We start from the raw sequence: 25,280 nt of genomic DNA on the forward strand, positions 1-25,280 counted from the left end.
AGCATTTTTTAAACTGAAAGCTAGATAATACACTTGTAGTGGAATAAAAACGACTATCAATACTCGAAATGGCTCTTAATAAAGCGGCCCTTAGCCAAATGAATGACTAAGGGCCGCAATGTTATATACAATTCAGATTTGCTACTCCAAAATCACCATCTTCTTAGTCGCAGTAAACTCGGTTGTTTCCAAAGTGTAGTACAAGACCCCACTGGCCCCCAGTTGGCTCTTCTTCAAGCTCACCTGGTTATTGCCCTTAGTGTAATTGCCTTCCACTTTGTAAATCAATGCTCCCTTCACATCCCGCACCGTCAAGGTTCCTTTCAGTGCCTTTGGTAGCGTGAACCCGATCACCGTTTCATTGCTGAAGGGGTTCGGGGTGTTCTGACGGAGTTCGTAGGCTTCAGTGGCCTGGATACCCTCAAAGTTCAAGGCGATGCCCAGGTTCTCATTGTTCTGGTCATATGCCTCTGGCGATACCAAGCGGTTCAAACTCAGGGCTGAACTCAACTTCGCATCCGCCTTCGCTCTCAATACCAGCGTAAACAATGCTCCCGGCTCGTATTTGCTGTTCCACGAAGTGGTGATGATCCCTTCGTTTTTGAACACCCCAAAGTTCTCCGCCTTGGCTACTCCATACTCAATGTCCAACAGCTCCGCCTTGCTTTGATCCAGGGTCAGGGCAAATTGATAACCCTGGATGTTTTTCAAGTCTTCTGCACTGAAGCTCACTTTGTATTCATTGCCTGCCTTCAGGTTTTGCTCTTGAGTCTTGAGTTTGAAGTCCTCACTGGTGCGGATTTCTGCACTCGTCGCTCCATTCACACTCGCACTCGCATTCACATCTCCCACTTTGATGGCTACGAAGTTAGCCGCCACGTTGCTGGCAATGTCGTTGATGCTCACCACTTCTGGGAATGCCGCAGCCCAGGGGTTATTGGCATTCGGGAAGGTGTAGCTGGCATCTACAAAACGCCAGGAAGTGTTGTTCGCAAAATGGGTGTCGATGTTGAGGATCAATTTGCGCAGGGCAATCAAGTCCAGGGTCGAAATCGTCTTGGAGTTGTTCACGTCAGCAGCGATCATTTTGTATGGGCTGTTCAAAGCCGTTACACCCAGGATGTGCTTTTGGATCAACACCAGGTCAAAAGTAGATACCCCGTTCAGGTGGTTTTTGTCCAGTTGTGGTGTCACCGTGAAGTCGCCACCTTTCGCCAGGTTGACGAAGGAGTAACCACCATTGGCTGCTGTTGTGGCACTTTGCGAAGCTGCGCCGCTCAGGGTGATGCTGGCCCCTTGCAGATTGGCATTGCCTTCAGTGCTGATGGTACCCGCGATGTTCACTCCGCTCGCTGAACCTGGGCACACCCCACGGCTGTCGATCAGTTCTACAAAAGTGATGCAGAAGTCGTGATTGCCCGCATTGTCCCAAGCGTGTAGCTCAACCAAAATTGGCGAATTGGCGATATCTGCACAAGTGAAGTTCAAACCAGTCTGGTCTTTGTTTGCTGGTTGGCCTACGCGGTTGATTGAGTACTTGGTCACCAGTTTCAAACCATCCTTGGTTTCTGGGCCTTGGCCGTTGCAATCGTAAATCTTAGAAGCAACGAAGTCAGATGCCCATACTGCCATCATGCCGCCACCATTGCCATCAGGCATGATGCCTGTGCTCAAGCCATTGATACAGATTGGTGCTGGACCTTTGCAGTCTTTGACGGTGAATGGAATGCGGGTTGCAACACTCAGGTTACCACACTCATCACGTACCACTACGATCAGGTCGTGCTTGCCTTCAGGCAGGTTGGCGACGTTGATCTCAAATTGGCCGTTGCCCAAATCTTTGGTGCTCCAGCGTGGAGTAGAGTACAGGATCATCTTGCTGGCATCCAAAGTCTGACCTGGAGCAATCATCAGGTACTGCGTTTCCAGAGTCACTTTGTCAGAACAGTTGTCCTTACCAGTGATCACCATTTTCAGGTTAGCCAGACAATCAGCGCCTTCGCGAATGCAGAACTCAGCAGGGTCACCAGTTACAACCGGACGAGTGTCATCGTATACTTTGATGATCTGAGTATAGATGAAGCTGTGGTAGTATTCTTCTGATTCATCACAGTAGTATGGATAAGCACGGAGGTCAGTTGTAGGGCTTACGGTCAAGTCCTTAGAAATCCAGAACTCCTCATCGCCATCACGACGGTTGTTTTCGCGGTCACGAACCAACAAGTAGATTGGGTCTTTACCATAGTTACCAAACACACCACGATCGATAACGTGGATATTTGTTTGCTCCAATGGGTCACCACAACGGTCGTCATAAGTACACCAGTTGATTACGGAGTAAGTACGGAAGATCTTGTAGCACTCATCATCCGAGGCATCGTAACGCTTGTCGCTTACGTTTACAGCCAAGATATCACAAGCCAATTCGTCGGTGATAACGGTATCAATGATTGGCGTTTTACAATCGGTAGACACGTCCTTAGGGAAACAAATGTTGTATTCGTATACGGGCAGGATGTGGATGCGTTGCTTGCAAGTTACGCTGATTGGACCTTTAACCGTTTCTTTGGTCAAAGTCCAGATCCGGTCGATATAGCCTGCGCCACACTTCAATTTCTTCTCAGTAGTGTAAACCGTATCCAAAGCAGCACAATCGTTGCCAGATGGGATAGTGATATCGCCAAAGGCAGCCGCAGATCCTACTTTGCTGTCAATAGAAGCCAGGTTTTTGTCATCGCAATAAACGGTGACATCCCATGGAGCCAAACAAGTTGGAGCCACTTTGTCTTCGATCAGCAGGTCCATCCAGCAGTAGTTGGTGTTGCCGTAAACGTCTTCACCCCAGAGTTCCACCGTTACACGCTCAGCGAGGTCGCAGCAGAAGAATTCCACAAAATCAGCCAGCGGAGTCATCAACTTGCCACCCTTCAGGATGAAAGTTTCACCGAAGTCCGCCAAATCGCCGTCGCCGTTGCGGTCAAAACCGTCTGCTTTGGTCCAGTCGCCATCAGCTGGCAGAGGATCCAGTTTGCCGTTGTTGTTGCTGTCGTATCCTTTGGCAATGAAGCTAGCTGCACATGAAGTTGGAACGTTACGGCGAGCAGCAATCCAGGCCAGTTTGCAGTTGTCCCAGCTGCCTTCGTCAATGTCCTCAGCACTAACTTGAGCATAACCATTGGTGTAGCCATTGGCATTGCTCAAAGTGACATGCAAGTCATCGTCACACTTCATTACAGGTGCAATCTTATCCTTCACTTCAAACACAAAGCAGCAAGTAGAAGCATTGTAGCAACCATCAAAAGCGTCAATCACCATTAGGTGTTTGCCTACTGGAAGGCCGATCATCATGCCGTTCATCACGGCATACTCAACTTTATCCCAGCAGATTTTATCTTTATCACAGGCGCCCAATTGGTAACCATCGTGATCCCCTCTCAGTTCTCCCTGTTTGCCACAAAGCAAGCAGTGATCTTCACACAAGGGGTCTTCTGGGCCTTCGTACACAAGGATACCTTTTACATAGCGATCCTTTGTGTACACACTTACACTGATGTTACCGAGGTTGCAGTTGTCTTTGATCGTTACCCCAAAAGCACTCTTGATGCCCGCAACAGTTACTGGAATGGCTGCTGTGCAATCCATTGGGCCAGTAGAAATGTCATAAGGAGCACCGTGTGCATACTCACAAGTTGGAGCAGTGAAATCACCGATTTTGATCAGGATGTGGAAAGTATCTACGATACCACCTGCACACCAGTCAAATACATACAATTCACGATCAATTTTCACACCTTTACCACCACAGATTGGGAACTCAGTGTCTTTGATCGATACAGAATAGTTGCACTCAACCTGGTCGATGAACAAACAACGTGGGTTAGAAGGAGGATTGTTGAAGTAGCTGCATACATATGGCGTTACATCTTCCTTCTTGATCAGGCTCTTGTCGGGAGTACAAGCGTTGTACTCAATAACATGATCGTATTTGCCTTCTGGATTGGCATCCTTGAATACAAAATCACGTACATCGGGACGTTTGAACTGTATTTTTTGCACATAAGCAGAACTCATGCCATTGCAATCAGTTGCTACCCATTCGCGAGAAATGGTAGCATAGATGCCCCCATTTACCTTCATGTCATCACAATTGTAGAACACTACCTTATCGCTCCACTTCAGGGTAATCCGGCAACCACAGCTATAGCAGTTGTCTTTGAAGTAAGCATAGCCCAGGTTTTTGATGTTGTCAGAAACCAGGGAAGGAGGAGCCAAGCCCAATTGGCAATTGTCGCCTATGCCTGCTACACCCTCTGCATTGTTGATCGTTTGAGGGCTGGTAGCTGCTGGCCGTGGGGAGCTCGTTGCATTGGTATTGCCTATCGTCAGGCGATTGTTCAACACGTAGTTTACATCGTAGCAATCCAAAGTGACATCAGCAGGAGCACACACCAGGATTGGGGCCGTTTTGTCCTCAGCAGTTACCTTGCCCCAGCAAATGATGTTTCCAAAGGCGTCGAACAAGCCGTAGGTCCATACTCCGGCGCAATCGATTATATTGCCGTTGCTGGGGTTATTGTCCATTACGCGTACCGTACCGCAATCCAGCGCTCCTTCGGAAACCAGGCTTGAGGTCAATTCAAATTGGCAATTTCCACCCAAGGTCACCGTTACATCCTGGCAACTGACATTTTTGGTATCCTGAACCCGCACTGAAATTTCCTGTGTCAAGCCTTCCACACTGCACCCTTCGGCACTGGTAATGGCGTTCAGGGTAAATGTTGTAGACCCATTAAAATCTACTCCTTCGGTTAAGGTTGCAAAGGTTTGCCCACTGATCACATTGTCGTAAGTTATACCATTGACTACAATGCTGAAAGGCCCAATACCTGTTGCCGTGAAACGAAGGTCTACTGTGCCACCCTCACAAACCGTGGAAGGGCTACTGCTGATGCTACCGACAGGGTCGGTACAAGGGGATACAGCAAACACATACGTAGCTCCAGCACCAATAGCAGAGTTGTTACTTTGATCTCCATTGATTCCAGTCGCATTGCTGGTTTCATGCACGGCTCCTACCACAATGGTTTCTTCTGAGATTGCTACGGAAGTGCCAAATTTATCAAATGCACCCGTATTAGAGGCCTTAAGGTAGGTTTGTTGACTCCAAGAGCCTCCATTGCGCACAAAAACATATGCTGCTCCCGAGTAAATAGCATTATTATTGCTTTGATCCCCATTAATCCCTATTGCATTGCTTGCTTCTTGATATGCCCCAACCACAATGGTTTCCCCAGAGATCGCTACGGAAAAGCCAAAATAATCTTCGGCGTCTGTATTAGAAGCCTTGAGGTAGGCTTGCTGACTCCAAGTGCTTCCACTGCGTACAAAAACATAAGCTGCTCCAGCATTAGCAGCAGTGTTATCACTTTGGTTACCATTGACCCCGATAGCATTGCTAGATTCAAACCACGCTCCCACCACAATTGTTTCCCCAGAAATTGCTAAAGATCTACTAAACCAATCACCCTTGTTCGTATTAGAAGCCTTAAGATAGGCTTGCTGGCTCCATATACTCCCACTGCGCACAAAAACATACGCTGCACCAGCATTAGCAGCAGTGTTGTTACTTTGATCCCCATTGATCCCAGTCGCATTGCTAGATTCAGCATTTGCGCCCACCACAATGGTTTCTTCAGCGATCGCCACGGAATAGCCAAAGCCATCATTTGCCTCAGTATTAGAAGCTTTGAGGTAGGCTTGCTGGCTCCAAGCAACCCCACTGCGCACAAAAACATATGCTGCTCCCGAGTAAATAGCATTATTATTGCTTTGATCCCCATTGACCCCAGTCGCATTGCTGGATTCACCATTTGCTCCAACCACAATGGTTTCACCAGAGATTGCTACGGAATAGCCAAAGATATCACCGGCTTCCGTATTTGAAGCCTTAAGGTAGGCTTGTTGACTCCAGGTGCTTCCACTGCGTACAAAAACATACGCTGCTCCAGCATTAAAAGCAGAGTTGTTACTTTGATCCCCATTGACCCCAGTCGCATTGCTGTCGTCACGATGAGCTCCCACTACAATGGTTTCTCCAGAGATCGCTACGGAATAGCCAAAGAAATCACCAGCCTCCGTATTAGAAGCCTTGAGGTAAGCTTGCTGACTCCAAGTGCTTCCGCTGCGTACAAAAACGTACGCTGCTCCAGCGGCAGCGGCACTGTTATTGCTTTGATCTCCATTGACCCCTGTTGCATTGCTACTTTCTTGATATGTTCCAACCACAATGGTTTCTCCAGAGATCGCTACGGAATAGCCAAACTCGTCACCTGCATTTGTATTAGAGGCCTTGAGGTAGGCTTGCTGCGTAAAACTGGGGTCGATCAGCAAAGGGTACTCAGCCGCTGCATCTGTAATCAGCAGATCAAGATTCGTCCCGTCCCAAGCCATTTGAGCTTCTAGTTCTTTTCCCTTAGCATCCCATACCCGAAGTTTGTCATAACTCAGGCGCGTACCTGCTTTTTCCAATAGGAGTTGATTTCCCTTTTGTTTGACCAACATATTCGTTTCCAATTCCATGCGTAGGCGTAGCTGCTCCCCAGCCTGGGCTTTTCCAGGCGCAGATTGCAAGTAAAACCATTGCTCCAGTCCCTCTGAATCGTTGATCCACCACTCACTGAGTCTTTTGTTCCACTGATAGCTTACCTTACTCCCAGTCTCTGCGCCAAGGTCGGTAACCTGCAAGCTTTGAGGCTTATCCACTAACTCTAGTTTCTGGTAACCCAAACCTTTCAGACGCAGCGAAACGCTGTAATTGACTTCTTTTTTACCTCGTGGGCTCAGCCTAGTACTACCGTCTTTGCCATAGATAATTTGGAATCCATGATCCTGGTTGACACTGCAATAGCCTCCCCGTCCATCTGAATGGGCTTTGAATTTGCTCATTTTGATCTGCTCCTGTATCATTTGCCAACTACACGCTTCCAGGCCCTGGGGCGTTTCCCCTTTTTGAAGGCGCTGTATTTGCCCAACTCTACTTGCTGCCATTTTGGCGCGCACGGGAGTTGTGTTAAACGTAGATTGTGCCAGATTTCTGGTACAGGGCAACAACAAGGTGAATAGCACTAATAGCATACAGCTAAAACGGTAGAATAGCTTTATTTGCAGTGAATACAGCTTAATCATGAGACTTTGATTTGTTTAAATAACTTTAGAGCACAATAATATGAAAAATTGCAATTCTTATGTTAAAAAAAGACTCAGTAAAGCATTTGTAATCATAAAAAATTGCCACCGCTGAACTTTTACAGTCCAACGGCGGCAATTTTTTATGATTATAAATAAATCACTTGTTTTACTCCAGTATCACCATCTTCTTCGTCGCAGTAAACTCGGTTGTTTCCAAAGTGTAGTACAAAACCCCACTGGCTCCTAGCTGGCTCTTCTTGAGCGTCACCTGGTTACTGCCCTTGGCATAATTACCCTCTACTTTGTAAATCGTGGCGCCCTTCACATCTCGCACCGTCAAAGTTCCTTTCAAGGCCTTGGGCAAGGTGAACCCAATCAGCGTTTCATCGCTGAAGGGGTTCGGGATGTTTTGACGGAGTTCGTAGGCTTCAGTGGACTGGATTCCCTCAAAGCTCAAGGCGATACCCAGGTTCTCGTTGTTCTGATCATATGCCTCGGGCGATACCAAGCGGTTCAAACTCAGGGTTGAACTCAACTTCGCATCCGCTTTGGCTCTCAATACCAGGGTAAACAATGCCCCTTGCTCGTATTTGCTATTCCACGATGTGGTGATGATGCCTTCGTTTTTGAACACCCCAAAGTTCTCCGCCTTGGCTACTCCATACTCGATGTCCAACAACTCCATCACGCTTTGATCCAGATTCAGCGCAAACTGATAGCCTTGAATGTTTTTCAAGTCTTCAGCTGTGAACGTCACCTTGTATTCATTGCCCGACTTCAGGTTTTGCTCCTGAGTCTTGAGTTGGAAGTCCTCTCTGGTGCGGATTTCTGCACTTGCGGCTCCTGACACACTCGCACTCGCGTTCACATCCCCCACTTTGATCGCTACGAAGTTCGCTGTCATGTTGCTGGTAATGTCGTTGGTGCTCACCACTTCGGGGAAGGCTGTTGACCAGGGGTTACCTGGGTTCGGGAAGACATAGCTCGCATCCACAAAACGCCAAGACGTGTTGTTCGCAAAATGGGTATCGATGTTCAGGATCAACTTGCGCAGGGCAATCAAATCCAAAGTACTGATCGTCTTCGAATTGTTCGCATCTGCCGCAATCATCTTGTACGGGCTGTTCAAAGCCTGTACGCCCAGGATGTGCTTTTGGATCAGGACCAGGTCGAAAGTAGATACTCCGTTCAGGTGGTTTTTATCCAGTTGTGGGGTCACCGTGAAGTCGCCGCCCTTCGCCAGATTGACGAAAGAGTAGCCACCGTTGGCTGCTGTTGTTGCACTTTGCGAAGCAGCACCGCTCAGGGTGATACTCGCTCCTTGCAGGTTGGCATTGCCTTCGGTACTGATCGTACCCGCGATGTTCACTCCGCCTGCTGAACCTGGGCACACGCCACGGCTGTCAATCAACTCTACAAAAGTGATGCAGAAGTCGTGGTTGCCTGCGTCGTCCCAAGCGTGTAACTCCACCAAAATTGGTGAATTATTGATGTCCGCACAAGTGAAGTTGAGTCCCGTTTGGTCTTTGTTCACAGGCTGACCCACCCGGTTGATCGAGTACTTGGTAATCAGTTTCAGGCCGTCCTTCGTTTCTGGGCCCTGACCATTGCAGTCATAAATCTTCGAAGCCACAAAGTCCGTTGCCCATACGGCCATCATCCCTCCACCATTGCCGTCGGGCATGATGCCAGTGCTGAGGCCGTTGATGCAGATTGGCGCTGGAGCCTTACAATCCTTCACCACAAATGGGATCCGGGTGGCAAGGCTCAGGTTGCCACATTCGTCGCGGCCCACCACAATCAAGTCGTGGGTACCTTCGGGCAGGTTCGCTACCTTGATCTCAAACTGACCATTGCCCAAGTCCTTCGTGCTCCAACGTGGAGTCGAGTACAGAATCATCTTGCCGGCTTCCAAAGTCTGGAATGGGGCAATCATCAGGAATTGAGTCTCCAATTCCACCTTGTCGGTACAGTTGTCCTTCAAAGTCACCACCTTGGTAATGTTTGCAGTACATGCCGTTGGGCTCGTGCAGAAGGTATCACGGGTGCCTGTTACCACTGGACGGGTGTCATCGTACACCTTGATGATTTGGGTGTAAATGAAGCTGTGGTAGAACTCGCCCGCTACTTCGCAGTAGGGAACCTCCTCGGTAAAGTCAATATCGTCTGCGTTGCCAGCAACCAGGTCCTTGGAAACCCAGAACTCTTCGATGCCATCACGACGGTTGTTTTTGCGGTCACGAACCAACATGTAGATTGGTGCCTTGCCATAGTTGCCAAACACCGCCCGATCGATGATCGAGACATTGGTTTGCAGCAGTGGGTCACCACAACGATCGTCGTAAGTACACCAGTTGATCACCGAGTAAGTCCGGAAAATCTTGTAGCACTCATCATCCGAGGCATCGTAACGTTTGTCGTGTACATTCACCGCCAGGATGTCGCAGCCCAATTCGTCGGTGATTACCGTGTCGATGATTGGCGTTTTGCAATCGGTACTGATGTCTTTAGGGAAACAAATGTTGTATTCGTGGACAGGTAGAATGTGGATGCGTTGCTTGCAAGTCACGCTGATCGGGCCTTTCGCCGTTTGTTTGGTCAAAGTCCAGATGCGGTCGATGTAACCTGCGCCACACTTCAATTTCTTCTCGGTGGTATAGGTCGTATCCAGAGCAGCACAATCGTTGCCCGTTGGAATGGTCACATCGCCAAAGATTTTTGCTGAAGCAAACTTGTCATCGATAGAAGCAATGTTTTTGTCATCGCAGTAGATCGTCACATCCCAGGGAGCCAAACAGGTTGGTGCCACTTTGTCTTCGATCAGCAGATCCATCCAGCAGTAATTCGTATTGCCGTAGATGTCACCGCCCCACAATTCAACTGTCACTCTTTCGGTCAAATCGCAGCAGAAGAACTCTACGAAATCCAACAGTGGTGTCATCAACTTGCCGCCTTTCAGAATGAAGGTTTCGCCAAAGTCAGCAATGTCCCCATCGCCGTTGCGGTCAAAACCATCCGCTTTGCTTACATCACCATCCGCAGGTAATGCATCCAATTTGCCGTTGCCGTTCGTGTCGTAACCTTTGGCAATGAAGCTAGCTGCGCAGCCATCCGGTACATTGCGGCGTACCGCAATCCAGGCTAGTTTGCAATTGTCCCAGCTGCCTTCATCGATGTCTGCTGCGCTCACCTGAGCATATCCATTGGTGTAGCCATTGGCGTTGCTCAAGGTTACATGCAGGTCATCGTCACACTTCATGATTGGTGCGATCTTGTCCTTGACCTCGAAGATAAAGCAAGTGGTGGAGGCATTGTAACAACCATCGAAGGCATCGATCACCATCAGGTGTTTGCCCACGGGAAGTCCGATCATCATGCCGTTCATCACCGCGTATTCTACTTTATCCCAGCAGATTTTGTCTTTATCGCAGGCACCCAAGCGGTAGGCATCATTGTCCCCACGTAGGTCCCCTGCCTCTTCACGAGCTTGGGGGGTACAAATTGGGCTTGCTGGCCCTTCGTATACCAATATTCCTTTTACATAACGATCCTTGGTGTACACACTCACACTGATGTTGCCCAGGTTGCAATTGTCTTTGATCGTTACCCCAAAGGCGGTCTTAATCCCCGCAACAGTCACCGGAATGGCTGCCGTGCAGTCCATTGGACCAGTGGAAATGTCGTAAGGTGCGCCGTGGGCGTATTCAACCGTTGGTGCCGTGAAGTCTCCAATCTTGATCAGAATGTGGAAGGTATCTACGATACCACCAGCACACCAATCCAGTACATACAACTCCCGATCGATCTTCACTCCCTTGCCCCCACAAATTGGGAACTCGGTGTCTTTGATCGATATCGAATAGTTGCATTCCACCTGATCGATGAATAAACAACGTGGGTTGGCACTCGTGTTGAAGTAGCTGCAAACGTATGGAGTTACATCTTCCTTCTTAATCAAACTCTTATCTGGCGTGCAGGAATTGTATTCTACAACATGATCGTATTTGCCTTCTGGATTGGCATCCTTGAACACAAAGTCATCAACCGCAGGACGGGTGAACTTGATCTTTTGTACATAGGAACTACGCATGCCATTACAATCCGTAGCGGTCCATTCCCGCGAGATCACTGCGTAGTACCCGCCATTGACTTTCATTTGTTCGCAGGAGTAGAATTCTACTTTATCGCTCCATTTCAAAGTGATCCGGCAGCCGCAGTTGTAGCAATTGTCCTTAAAGTAAGCATAGCCCAGGTTTTTGATGTTGTCATTCACCAAACTTGGTGGAGCCAGACCCAATTGGCAATTGTCGCCTGTTCCTGCTACACCTTCCGCATTGTTGATGGTTTGGCTACCCGTAGCCGCAGGACGTGGCGAAGATATTGCACCTACGTTACCAATCGTCAGGCGATTGTTCAATACGTAGTTCACATCGTAGCAATCCAGGGTGATATCCGCTGGTGCACACACCAAGGCTGGTGCCGTTTTGTCCTCAGCGGTTACCTTACCCCAGCAAATGATGTTGCCAAAGGAGTCAAACAAGCCGTAAGTCCATACTCCGGCACAGTCGATCAAAGCGCCGTTGCTTGGGTCATTGTCCATTACCCGAACCGTGCCCCCGCCGCAATTGACATCGGAGACCAGATTACCGGTCAACAGGAATTGGCAATTTTCATCCAGGCTTACCGTCACATCCTGGCAGCCGCAGTGCGCTACCCGGAAGCGTTGTTGTACCTGTTGCACACAGCCTGGATCGTTAGGATTAGCTGCTCCAGGTGCTCCAGCATCAAAGCTGTACACCAAGGTATGGGTGCCCACCGACAAAGTCGCAGGGTTGATCGTCAGTTTTGTTGGGGCTACGCCTGCGCCTGATTGGGTGTTCCCATCCAAAATGAAGGTACCCGTTCCTGCTGCATTGTTCGCCACCGTACCCGTCACTGTGAAGGGTGCCGCATTGGGCGATATCAGCGCGGGAAGGCCCGTGAACACTGGATCAGGGTAATAGCAGGTATTGCCGATGCTCAGGGTGTCACCTCGACCATTCGTCACCGAAATGGTATAACCTTGGCCGTCGCGGTGATAGCCAAATAAGTCAAAAACTCCAGTACCCGCACCCGTTTCAGGAATGGTTGCACCAGCAGTATAAGCCACTGTGGCATTGACGTCGCTATACAATCCTGTCACACTTACAATCGTCCAGGTTTGGCCAGAAGGGCCTTCAATGGTCACCGTTTCACTGAAAGTACCCACATTGGTCGTGGTGCCATTTTCAATCAGTGGCGAGTTGTTCATACAAGTACAAGGGTCGTGGATGCTCACCATTGGTGGGGTGCAACCTTCGTCCGTCACGCCATCGCAGTTGTTGTCCACCCCGTCGCAGATTTCCGTTGCGCCTGGATTGATCGCATTGTTGTTGTCGTTGCAATCGACACTCGCCGCCGTCAGTTCGGAAGCGACTTTGTAGCCTACAGGGCGCAGGCATTGGGTCAAGGTTGTACCGCTGGAATAGCCATCGTTGTCTACATCGGCATACCAGATTTGACCGGGTTTTTCCAAGGCATCATTGTCATCACAATCGGTATTGTTGGTGACGTAGCCGGCTGACTGGCTGCAGGCTTGTTGGCTTACCGCTGGGTTACCAAAGCCATCATTGTCTGCGTCGGCATAATAAGTGGTTAGGCCACCTTCGTCGGTAGAGCCGTTGCAGTTGTTGTCGATGCCATCACAAATTTCCGTCGCGCTGGGTTTGATTGCAAAGTTGTTGTCATTGCAATCGCCACTCGTTGCCGTCAATTCGGAAGCTACTTTGTAGCCCACTGGGCGTAGGCACTGAGTCAAGGTCGTGCCGCTGGAATAACCGTCGTTGTCCACATCCGCATACCAGATTTGGCCGGGTTTTTCCAGAGCATCGTTGTCATCACAATCGGTGTTGTTGGTGACGTAACCAGCTGGCTGGCTACAAGCTTGTTGGCTTACTGCAGCGTTACCAAAGCCATCGTTGTCTGCATCGGCGTAGTAGGTCGTGGTCACACCTTCGTCCGTAGAGCCGTTGCAGTTGTTGTCGATGCCGTCACAGATTTCGGTCGCGCTGGGTTTGATCGCAAAGTCGTTGTCATTGCAATCGCCACTCGTTGCCGTCAATTCGGAAGCTACTTTGTAGCCCACTGGGCGTAGGCACTGAGTCAAGGTCGTGCCGCTGGAATAACCGTCGTTGTCCACATCCGCATACCAGATTTGGCCGGGTTTTTCCAGAGCATCGTTATCATCACAATCCGTGTTATTGGTTACATAACCGCTAGGTTGGCTACAGGCTTGTTGGCTTACCGCTGGATTACCAAAGCCATCGTTATCCGCATCCGCATAATAAGTGGTCAGGCCACCTTCATCCGTAGAGCCGTTGCAGTTGTTGTCGATGCTGTCGCAAATTTCGGTAGCTCCTGGGTTGATGCTGCCGACATTGTCGTTGCAATCGCCAGAAGTTGCCGTCAGTTCAGAGGCGGTTTTATAGCCCGTGGGCCGCAGACACTGTACCGCAGTGGTACCGCTGGAATAACCGTCGTTGTCTACGTCGGCGTACCAGGTCTGGCCTGGTTTTTCCAAAGCGTCATTATCATCACAATCCGTATTGTTGGTGACATAACCAGCTGGCTGGCTGCAAGCCTGTTGGCTTACCGCTGGGTTACCAAAACCATCATTATCCGCATCCGCATAATAGGTCGTGGTGACACCTTCGTCGATGGAACCATTACAGTTGTTGTCAATGCCGTCGCAGATTTCGGTAGCTCCTGGGTTGATCGCAGCGTTGTTGTCATTGCAATCGGTATTATTGGACACAAAACCTGTACCACAACTTCCACTAAAAGTCATACTGTTGTTGGGGTCACCATATCCGTCGTTGTCGGTATCCGCATAACAAACAACATTATCGATCATCGTCAGCACAACGTCGTTGCCGTCGCCGCCAGTGTAGGAAATGGTTGCATTAAAGTTGCTCCCAAGAAAGTTGGTAATGGTAGCCCCTTGAGCAAGTCCGGTAAACGTACCCACTATGGCATCTGCGCTGCCGTCGTTGTCCACGATGGTGAAGCTTTGTCCATTGGCAGGGCTGTGGGTTCCGCTGAGTTTGAGCTCCACACCGGAGAGGTTTACCACACCAGAAACGGTCAATTGGTTGTACCCTGAACCCGGCGTAGTGCCGTTGATGACAATCGCCAAGTCGCTACCAAAAGAAAGTGTGCTGGCTGTAACATCCGTGCCGGTGAAAGTTGGTTTGACCGCTGCCGGAGAGGCTCCCGGATCGAGAAATACTGTTCCACCCGCAGCATTGATGCCGCCACCCTCGATAGCCACATCGCTGTTGCTGATGAGTTGCAGATTGGTGGCTGCTGATCGGGTAATATTGGCACTCACCGTTATCGCACCACTGCTAGCATTGCCGATGATCAAAGTACCCGCAGTGATGCGGTCTAGTTCTGCATCGGTCAAGCCAAGTCGTGTAGCGGTATCCTCGGAACCTAAATTAATGTTTCGGCCACCAGTTATTGGTACGATGGTAACCTTATTTGTACCCGCCGCAACCGAAGAAGTAGGATCTAAATAAACGATGTCCCCATATACTGTAATATCACCCGCCGTTGTAGTGACTGTTCCACCGGGCTGATTGGCAAAAGCCTCGGAAGCCGCACTAGTAGGCGAGAAACCCGTGATCTGGATGTTACCACTGCTTGTAGCCGAGATGGTGCCTACATTTCGTACGCCGTCGTTGTCATTGCCAGAGGGTCCACCAGTACCCTGCAATAGGAGGTTACCTGTGCCCGTGGTAGCGATTGCGCCCATGTTTTGGATACCATACTGGAGTCCATTGCTGTCTGTACCGCCGCGACCAGTTAGTAAGACGGTGCCATTGATCGAGCGGACCATTGCTCCGTTGAGCACGTTGATGCCAGTGAAATAGCCAGTACTCGCCACAGTTTGTTGATTGGCTTCTATACCTAAGTTCCCATTCTCAGTTTCAATGCTACTATTACCCCCCAGTGTCACGTTTTTACTCACCTTAACTGTAACGGTACCTGTTCCGGAGAGCAGCAGATTGGCGTTGGTCGCTACCGCTAAGGCGTCGACACCAGGGATGGCATCATCGTTTTGCAAATCTACATCCAGGTTAGCATTGGCGGCGAAGCTGATGTCGCCATTGAAACTCACTTGGTCATCACCCAAACCACCATTGATGGTCAGAGTGGGTAGGTTGGCGGTAAAAGCGCCAATATTGATGTTATCGTTGCCCGCTGCAGTATTGACTGTAATGGAGCTAGCACCCGCAAGGGCTACATCCACGGGGAGATTCATGGTAAGTCCTCCGTCCAGGGAGTAAGTGCGTCCAGTCGCGTTGAACCGGATGTTGGAGCCATTTTCACTGACCGTGAGCGTCTCGCCATTGCCTGCCACATCAGTAATAACGATGGCACCAGCAGTGGTCGTAATGGTGTAATCTGGACAAACTGATGGGCCATCTATAGTGCCATCACAATTGTTGTCGATGCCATCACAGATTTCGGTAGCACCAGGAGAAATGGCAGTATTGTTATCATTGCAATCGCCCGATGTTGCCGTCAGTTCAGAAGCTGTCTTGTAACCCAAGGGGCGTAGGCACTGGGTAAGGGTTGCCGCCCCGGTTTGAGCATAGCCATCGTTGTCGGTGTCTTTGTACCAAGTCTGTCCCGGTTTTTCCAGGGCATCATTGTCGTCACAATCGGTATTGCTCGTGACATAACCGCTGGATTGGCTACAGGCTTGTTGACTCACTGCAGGGTTGCCGAAGCCGTCATTATCAGCATCCGCATAATAGGTCGTGGTTACACCTTCGTCGGTGCTGCCGTTGCAGTTGTTGTCGATGCCATCACAAATTTCTATAGCGCTGGGTTTGATCGCAAAGTTGTTATCGTTGCAATCGCCGCTAATCGCCGTCAGTTCGGAAGCTACTTTGTAGCCCACTGGACGCAGGCATTGGGTCAGGGTCATACCGCTGGAATAGCCATCGTTGTCTACATCGGCATACCAAACTTGACCGGGTTTTTCCAAAGCATCGTTGTCGTCGCAGTCGGTATTGTTGGTCACATAACCGCTAGGTTGGCTGCAAGCTTGTTGGCTTCCCGCTGGGTTGCCAAAGCCATCATTGTCAGCATCAGCATAATAAGTGGTTAGGCCACCTTCGTCGGTGCTGCCATTGCAGTTGTTGTCGATGCCGTCACAAACCTCGGTAGCTCCTGGGTTGATGCTGCCGACATTGTCGTTGCAATCACCAGAGGTTGCCGTCAGTTCAGAGGCAGTTTTATAGCCTGTGGGCCGCAGACACTGTACCGCAGAGGTACCACTGGAATAACCGTCGTTGTCTACGTCGGCGTACCAGGTCTGGCCTGGTTTTTCCAAAGCATCGTTATCATCGCAGTCGGTATTGTCCGTCACGTAACCGACTGGCTGGCTACAAGCTTGCTGGCTCACTGCTGGATTGCCAAAACCATCATTGTCTACGTCCGCATAGTAAGTTGTGGTGACACCTTCGTCGGTGCTGCCATTGCAGTTGTTGTCAATACCGTCACAAATTTCCGTCGCGCTGGGTTTGATCGCAAAGTTGTTGTCATCGCAATCCCCGCTCGTCGCCGTCAGTTCGGAAACTGCTTTGTAGCCCGCTGGGCGCAGGCATTGGGTCAAGGTTGTGCCACTGGAATAACCGTCGTTGTCCGCATCTGCGTACCAGATTTGGCCGGGTTTTTCCAGAGCATCGTTATCATCACAATCCGTATTGTTGGTTACATAACCACTGGGTTGGCTACAAGCTTGTTGGCTTACTGCCGGGTTACCAAAGCCATCATTGTCTGCATCCGCATAATAGGTCGTGGTGACACCTTCGTCCGTAGAGCCATTGCAGTTGTTGTCGATGCTGTCGCAAATCTCGGTAGCTCCTGGATTGATGCTGCCGACATTGTCGTTGCAATCACCAGAGGTTGCCGTCAGTTCAGAGGCGGTTTTGTAGCCCGTGGGCCGCAGACACTGTACCGCAGAGGTACCGCTGGAGTAACCGTCGTTGTCTACGTCGGCGTACCAGGTCTGGCCTGGTTTTTCCAAAGCATCATTGTCATCGCAATCGGTGTTGTCGGTCACGTAACCGCTGGGTTGGCTGCACGCTTGTTGGCTTGCCGCGGGGTTGCCAAAACCATCATTGTCTGCATCGGCGTAGTAGGTCGTCAGGACGCCTTCGTCGGTGCTGCCATTGCAGTTGTTGTCAATACCGTCACAAATTTCGGTCGCACCAGGTTTGATCGCACTGTTGTTGTCGTTGCAATCCCCGTTCGTCGCCGTCAGTTCGGAAGCTACTTTGTAGCCTACTGGACGTAGACATTGGGTCAAGGTCGTGCCACTGGAATAGCCATCGTTGTCTACGTCAGCGTACCAGGTCTGGCCTGGTTTTTCCAAGGGGTCGTTATCGTCACAGTCGGTGTTGTTAGATACAAAACCTGTGCCACAGCTACCACTAAAAGTCATGCTGTTGCTGGGGTCGCCGTATCCATCGCCGTCAGTATCTGCATAACAAACGACATTATTGATCACCGTTATTACCACGTCATTATCCGATCCACCTACATAACTAATGGTTGCATTTAATCCACTTCCTCGGAAATTGGAAAGTGTTGCTCCGTTGGCCAAGCCTGTAAATGTACCGGTGATGGCATCACTGCCGTCATTTTCCACAATGGTGAATGTTTCACCTCCGGTAGGAACATAAGAGCCCGTAAAGAGCAAATCCACGCCTGTAAGATCTACTGTTCCCACTACATTGAGCTGGGAATAAGTACTGCCTGTACCATTACCTGGAGTTGTTCCGTTGATGGCGATGCTTAAATCACTGGCAAAAGAAAGGGCGCTTACTGTAACATCCGTGCCGTTGAAAGTAGGTTTTACTGCCGCAGGGGAAGTGCCGGGGTCGAGTAGCATTGTACCTCCGTTGGTGTTGAATCCACCGTCGCTGATGAGGACGTCGCCACCACTAACAAGCTGCACATCGGTGCTCACAGGACGGGAAATAGCCGCTGAAACCGTGATGTTACCACTATTGGAATTGCCGATGATGAGGGTCCCCGTAGTAATTTGGTCTAGTTCCGTATCACTTAGCCCTAGCGGCCCACCGATGGTATTGGTGCTCGTGCCGAGGTTGATGGCTACGTTGTTGCTGTATGGGCGTATAGTGGTACTTCCTGATGCCTGCGTGCTGATGACGCCACCCAACCCTATACTGTTGGCAATGAGTGTTATGTTTCCACCATTGGTAGCCGTAGTGAGTCCAGCCGAAGAAAAACTGCTGAAGCCAATGCTATTTGCCCCGTTACCTTCGATGCCCGTTACACTTATATTGCCTCCACTTGAGGTAATCTGAGTACCGGTGTTTGCCATTCTTATACCACTATTGCTACCTCCTGTACTGCCTCCACCCTGTCCGCTTACCGATACCGTACCGCTGCCGCCAGCGGTAATGGTGCCACTCAATTCCATCCAAATACCGTAATTGTTGTTCCCTGAGCCAGTGCCACCACCGACTCCGGTTACACTCACATTTCCACCTGAGGATGTAATAAAAGTATTTGCCGAACCTGCTACATAAACCCCTGCATTAAAGTTACCTGTGCCTGCGCCACCCGTACCACTCACGGTCACAGTGCCACTGCTACCTGCAGTGATGCTGGCATTCGTGGTCACGCTTACCCCCATACAAGTGGAGGTGGCACCCGTACTTCCTCCGAGGCCCACAACCGAGACATTCCCACCCAAAGAGGTGATGCGTGCATTGGTACCCGTCACGTACACACCAATATTGGCGTTAGCTGATGCAGCGCCCACTGAGCCTTGTATGGTAGCAGTAGCGCTGGTACCGCCACTGATCAATCCTCCATTTTGTACAAGTACTCCATATTGGTTGATTACAGAGTCGTTGCCACTTTTGCCTTTGACCGTCAGGGTTCCTGTGCCATTGACCCGTACGGTAGCGCCAGCGATCGATATCCCGACAAAGTCACCTGTAGTGGCAGTAGCCTGCTGATTGGCTTCCAGGGTAAGGTTGCCGTTGACGGTTTCGAGTGAAGCAGTGCCATTGCTAAAGGTGATGTTGCGGCTCGCTTTTACTACAGCGGCACCGGTGCCTAAGAGCATTATATTGGCATTGTTTGTAAAGGAAACCTGATCGGAGCCAGGGTTGGCATCATCGTTTTGCAAATCCACATCCAGGTTGGCATTGGCAGCGAAGGTAATGTCGCCGTTCATTCTCACCTGGTCATCACCTGTACCACCGTTAATGGTCAGGCTGGGTAGATTGGCTGAAAATGCGGCTACATTGATAATGTCATTGCCCGCTTCGGTGTTTACTACGATGCTGGTAGCACCGGAAAGCGCCACATCCGCTGGGGTACTGAAAGCGGTGATTGCTCCACCATCAATAGAATAGGTTCTGGTATTGGGTGTGGTAACAAAACGGATATTGCCGCCATTTTCAGAAATGTTCAACGTTTCGCCATTGCCTGACAGATCAGTAATGACAATGGTACCGGCAGTAGTCGTGATGGTATAATCGGGGCAAACAGATGGGCCATCAATGTTGCCATCACAGTCATTATCAATTCCATCACAAATTTCAGTAGCACCCGGTTTAATTGCTGCATCGTTGTCGTTGCAATCGCCACTACTAGCCAATAATTCAGTCACTAATTTGTAGCCGACCGGACGTAGGCATTGCGTAATGGTAGCTGCGCCAGTTTGGGCATAAGCATCATTGTCGGAGTCTTTGTACCACACTTGGCCCGGTTTTTCCAATGCGTTATTGTCATTGCAATCCCCGGTCGTAGCGCTTAATTCGCTGGCTACTTTGTAACCTACTGGACGCAGGCATTGGGTCAAAGTCGTTCCGCTGGAGTAGCCGTCGTTGTCCACATCTGCGTACCATACTTGACCCGGTTTTTCCAAAGGATCGTTGTCGTCACAGTCTGTGTTATCTGTTACATAGCCACTAGGTTGACTACAAGCCAGCTGACTTGCTGCAGAATTGCCGAATCCGTCCCCGTCTGCATCTGCATAGTAGGTGGTCGTACAAGGCTCAGCCAGTTGGAAATCGCTGAACGCCGTAACCCCGGTAATTTGAGTGCTGTTTGCGCTGCGGGTTCCAAGGGTAGGGTAAGTCCAGTTGGGGGTATCGAATTTTCCGCTGATGAGCGCGGAAGTATTGACTGAGGGATCGAGGTCAGCGGTCAAAAAATTGAATACTGCATCGTAGGTTGAAAACGCCGTTCCTGAATTGTTGATCGACCAGTAACGGTTCACACTTTTGGAGGCGGTCAACGTAGCTGATGCAATTTGTGGATGATCACCCGTGATTACTTGAGCAGTAAGGTCACCAGCAGTCGAAACAGAAGCAAAGGTCAACATTGCCGGAGTGTAATTGGTAGAAGTAGCGTCTCCGATTTCGAAAATGCGGCTAATACCGGAACCAGTAGCAACGTTTTTCTGCAATTTACCAAAAATATGCCCTGAAGTTCTGCTTACAGAGCCTGTCGAAGGAATGATCACCTTATTGTTTCCGGTAGTAATCACTCCTGCAGTCAGGTTGAGTATTCCGTTCACGCTTGTATTCACGCTGCCGCTCAGGGTAAGCCCGGCGGCATTATTCATAGTCAGATTGTTAAAGGTGGTAGCCGTGCTGCCCCCGAGGTTTTGATTGGCCACGCCATTGAAGGTCACAGTGCCTGTTCCAGGCGTAAAAGTCCCGCTATTCGTCCAGTGGCCACCGATATTTAAATTCAGGCTGTTGGTGTTCAAGGTGCCGCCAGAAATGGTAAGGTCGTTTTTAACCGTCAAGCTATTGAGCAATTGGGCCGTAGGTGAGTTGGTTGCGTTTATTGTCAAATTGTACACCGGCGCGGTAGAATTAATGCGGATGGTTTGGCTGGCGGGTGTGGATGCATCACCGATTTGGATGGTGCCGCCAGTGACGTTGTGTGTAGTGGAAGAAATCAACACGTCGCCATTTGCATTGGAGGAGGATCTACGAATGATGAGCGTGCCTCCACTCATCGTGAATGGAACACCAGTATTCAGTTCGAATGCTGCGCGGGTTGAGCTTGTAGAACCTACGGTATTTATAGTAATTACACCCCCCGTTTGGGTGAATGTGCCAATTGAAGTGCCGCTATTGGGTGAAAAACGCCCGGCGATGTTCAATGCCCCCCCTTCCATGATCAGCGTTCCGCCGTTGAGATAAGTGATGCTATTGCCCGAACTGGTGCCTACGTTGACTGTGCCTGCAGATATCCGCAAAAAGCCAGGGTTAAGCGACCAGCCGAAGTTGCCGGGATTAATGGTACCCCCATTGTTCCAAAGCCCCATAAAACCATCGAAGTCGGCTCCAGCAGCGGTGGTAAAAGGTGTGATCGTGGAAGCACTCGAAAGTTTGAAAGTACCTGCAAACAAGTCTAGTGGGTTGGTGGTCGCGTGCAAGGAAATGATAGATTTTGCCTCAAGTATTTTGCTTTGAGCACCCTTGTCCACACTCAAAATATGGAATGCAGTAGCTGATGATCCCTTGATGGTCTGTAAGTCGTTGGTTCCATTGAACTGTACCTTACCTATGCCTCGCGTGAAGGTACCATTGTTCGTCCAGTCCCCGGTCACTTGCAAGGTGTATTCGGTTATAGCGTCCATACTAAGGGATGCGCCAGACTCAATAGTCAGGTGAAAGCAAGTGGCACCCGTGGCATTGATGAGCGGATAGTTGGGCCGGCCAGCCGGAATATATGCACCATCGTTAGCAGTGGGCACAGTGCCTGGCCCCCAGTTTCCAGCATTAAACCAGTCCGTGTTTACATTACCCGTCCAGTCGTGGGAAAGTGTCTTTTCACAAACGGGGGACAGCCCAGCCGAATACAGGTTGCTACCATTGACCGACCATATTTTATAACAATAATTAGTTCCCGTTAAGAGTCCAGTATGACTGAAACTGGTAAGGTTCCCCACATAGATCACCGTACCGCCACCTGGTAAAGGGTCACCAACGGTGTAAGCCGTACCATCGACTGGTACACCAAAGGTAGTGACTGGAGAGGTAGCGATCATTACATTGTTATTCGCAGCGTTCAGTGCCCAACTAATGTCAATCTGATTGGCAGAGATTGGGGCAGCTACAAAATTAGACGGGTTGATTACGTTGACCTCAGCCAGATCACTCTGCCAAACACCTCGTCCATACGTAGCAACCGAGATCCGGTTGTTGCTGGCTATGGCATCATAGTATATCTCCAATTCCCGGACATCAACAGGTGGCAAGCCAGAACTAAACAAGGCCCAGTCTGTCATGGTGGCGTTTTTGTACCACACCCCAGTTTGGTTGCCAATGTAAATGCCTTCGTTGGCATTTTTATCCAATACCAGGCAGTTGATGAACAGATTGGGCAAGTTGTTGGTAATGTTTGTCCAGGTAAGGCCTTTATCCGTGGACTTGTATATAAAACGATTCGCCGTTGCATACACAATGTTGGGGTCAGTTGGATGAGCTTTGATGTCCGACACGGTGTAGCCTCCTGGTTTCGTTATCGCCGTCCAGGCAACGGAGGCCGCTGCCGCATTGAGATTATCCGAACGGTGCAGCGTCGATACACCCGTAGTGCTAGAAATACGGGATACGTACATAACATTCAGGTCAGCTGGTGACTGTTCGAGCACTCGTATGGTTGGGCCTGCCCCCAAATTACTGATTGCCTCCCAAACAACGGTGTTGGAGGGCGTGGAGGTTACATTCGTGCTCCGCCACAAATTTTCGCGGCCAATAAACATGGTCGTCGGCACTGTCCGGTGCAACATATAGGGCGCCACAAACGCTACGGGGTCGGTGAGGGTGGAAATAAAAGAGGAAGAGTAGGATCCAAAAATACCGGACAAGGACCTACTCAGGCCACCATTCTGTCCTGACTTGTAACAAATATTAGCGTTAGAGTAGTCTATGACGCTTTCCGTACCGTCACCACCGCCGATGGTGGTAAATGTAGCACCTCCATTACTGGTTGCCGAAGTACCGTTGTCTTGAAAACCAGCAGAAATGGTGTTGGCATTATGGGCGCTTTGGCCGATTTTGTAAACCTGGCCAGTCGATAAATCATTGGAAATTTCCACCCAGGTGACGCCTCCGTTTGGGGTGTAATGAATGCCGCCGTCGCCGCCTAGAAAAAGACGTGCTGGGCTATGGTGTGGTGACCAAACAAAGACGTGGTGATCAGCATGAACGGAAGCACCACAGTTTGCGGTAGGGTCTCCAGGAGCAAATGCGCTGCCAACCCAGTGAGTTAAAGGCGTCCAGGTGACACCGCGATTCGTACTTTTCCAGGTATTTATCCCACCCACATACAACACATCTTCATCACTTGGGTCTACTTCGATGCACAAGTCATAGGTAGCCTGACTTGCGTTATCACTACCATCACATTTATAACCGAGGATGTTGGGCGAGTTTGATTGCGAAGTGAAGGTCAGGCCACTGTCGTCAGAGCGGAGCAGCGCTTTGAAAATATCGTCAACATCATCAATCTGCAACAGGTAAACAGCACTTGGGTTATCAGGCGTAACGCCAATAACCATACGGGAGCCTACACCAGAGGTAGGGGTGCTTACCTGGATCCAGCTGTCGCCAGTAGTCGTAGACCGATAAAATTGTGCAGGTGTAATCAGTTGGGTAGCATACATGACCGTCGGGTCACCTGGTTTGAACTTGATATCTCGAAAGTCTCCAGTCTGCCGCAAAGACCAGCTGGCCCCTGCATTGTTAGACTTATAAATCCCCGATTTAGTCGCAGCAATGAGGATATTGGTATTCGATGGGTGCATCAATAATTGACCAACAGTGACATTTCCCATGCCAATATTTGCTGTAGCCCAGGTCAAGCCTCCATCCGTACTTTTGTAGACTCCTACACCTGGTGCGTCGTTTGCGTCGCGGTCACCAGTGCCAATGTAAATGATGTTGGGGTTGGTGGGGTGAATCAGTATCGACGACACGCCCAGATAGGGCATATTGGACGAAAGGCTAGCCCAGTTTGCACCTCCGTTGGTGCTTTTCCAGATGCCGCCAGAAGGCGAGCCAAGGAATATGGTATTGGCATCGCTGGGATGAAAGGCGATGGCATTCACGCGGCCTTTGCCGGTTGGTTGGCCAGTGTTGTTGGTTGGATACCCCTGTGGGCCCACGATATTCCATGTACCAGAGGCGGATCTAAGTTGTGACGCATCTGTCATGTACCGCCTATATTCCCTCATCACTTGAGCAGGATCGGGCAATTTTCCATTGGGTGCTGCGCGCAACTCGTTGATGTATTCCCAGCGTTTGAATACCTTATAGCCGTTAGATTTGTAATCGGTGCGGTTTTTCCAGTAGTCGTTAAACCCTTTTTGCAGTTCCCAAAAGTTCACATTTGGGTCCTGCATTTTGAGCAACCAGTCCTTTTTCTGAGCGAAGGAGGTGGTGGCCAAAAAGGCCAACATTACGGCAAAAAGAGGGAAAAGGCGGAACTTAACTTTCATGAGTAAGTAAGGTTTGACTTTAAGTCTAGGATTGTTCTATGGCAGCAGCAAGAAATCGCGCCAAGTCAAATTGTGTGGTAAAATCCACCGATTGAAATCATGAATAATAAAGCTTGGAGGAATTGGGTTTTCCTGAAAGGTGATCCCGGAGGTGAATGGGGTTGAAAGCAGGAGGCCACTGAGTAAAGGTATTTTTCATGATTTGTTTTATGTTAGCATCAAGAATAGTTCACAGTTATTGCTACTTACGCTTAAAAGTGCAATTAACAAACACGTCATTATGCACTGCCAATCAGTGCATAGCAATAAATTTCAGGTGATTACTAGGTTGTAGGTCGTCTCAAGTAAAGCGTTACGCAAATTAGTTTCTTCAAGAAGTAGGTCCACTATCACTCAACGATTCGATTATCGCACAGAAAGGACTTACAGATATTGTTTTTCAACTGTGGTTGTCTCTATTCTTCAGAGACATCAAAGATAATTTGTATAAAGG

The 25,280-nt window shown here is 49.6% G+C and carries 2 protein-coding genes; both read right to left on the reverse strand.

All coding sequences use genetic code 11. The features are described from left to right. Positions 1-141: 141 nt before the first annotated feature. On the reverse strand, positions 142-7,134 hold the full coding sequence (locus ACO08K_RS30285) for a T9SS type A sorting domain-containing protein (RefSeq protein ID WP_421800248.1): 6,993 nt from the start codon (positions 7,132-7,134) through the stop codon (positions 142-144). Between the two features lie 220 nt (positions 7,135-7,354). After that, entirely contained in the window at positions 7,355-24,787 is a 17,433-nt protein-coding gene (locus tag ACO08K_RS30290) for a MopE-related protein (RefSeq protein WP_421800249.1), read from the reverse strand. Positions 24,788-25,280: the final 493 nt, after the last annotated feature.

It is taken from the genome of Haliscomenobacter sp. (assembly GCF_965225875.1).
GTDB lineage: Bacteria > Bacteroidota > Bacteroidia > Chitinophagales > Saprospiraceae > Haliscomenobacter.

Coding starts and splice junctions, on each gene's coding strand:
- ACO08K_RS30290 (WP_421800249.1), bottom strand. CDS start 24,787: ATGAAAGTTAAGTTCCGCCTTTTCCCTCTTTTTGCCGTAATGTTGGCC.
- ACO08K_RS30285 (WP_421800248.1), bottom strand. CDS start 7,134: ATGCTATTAGTGCTATTCACCTTGTTGTTGCCCTGTACCAGAAATCTG.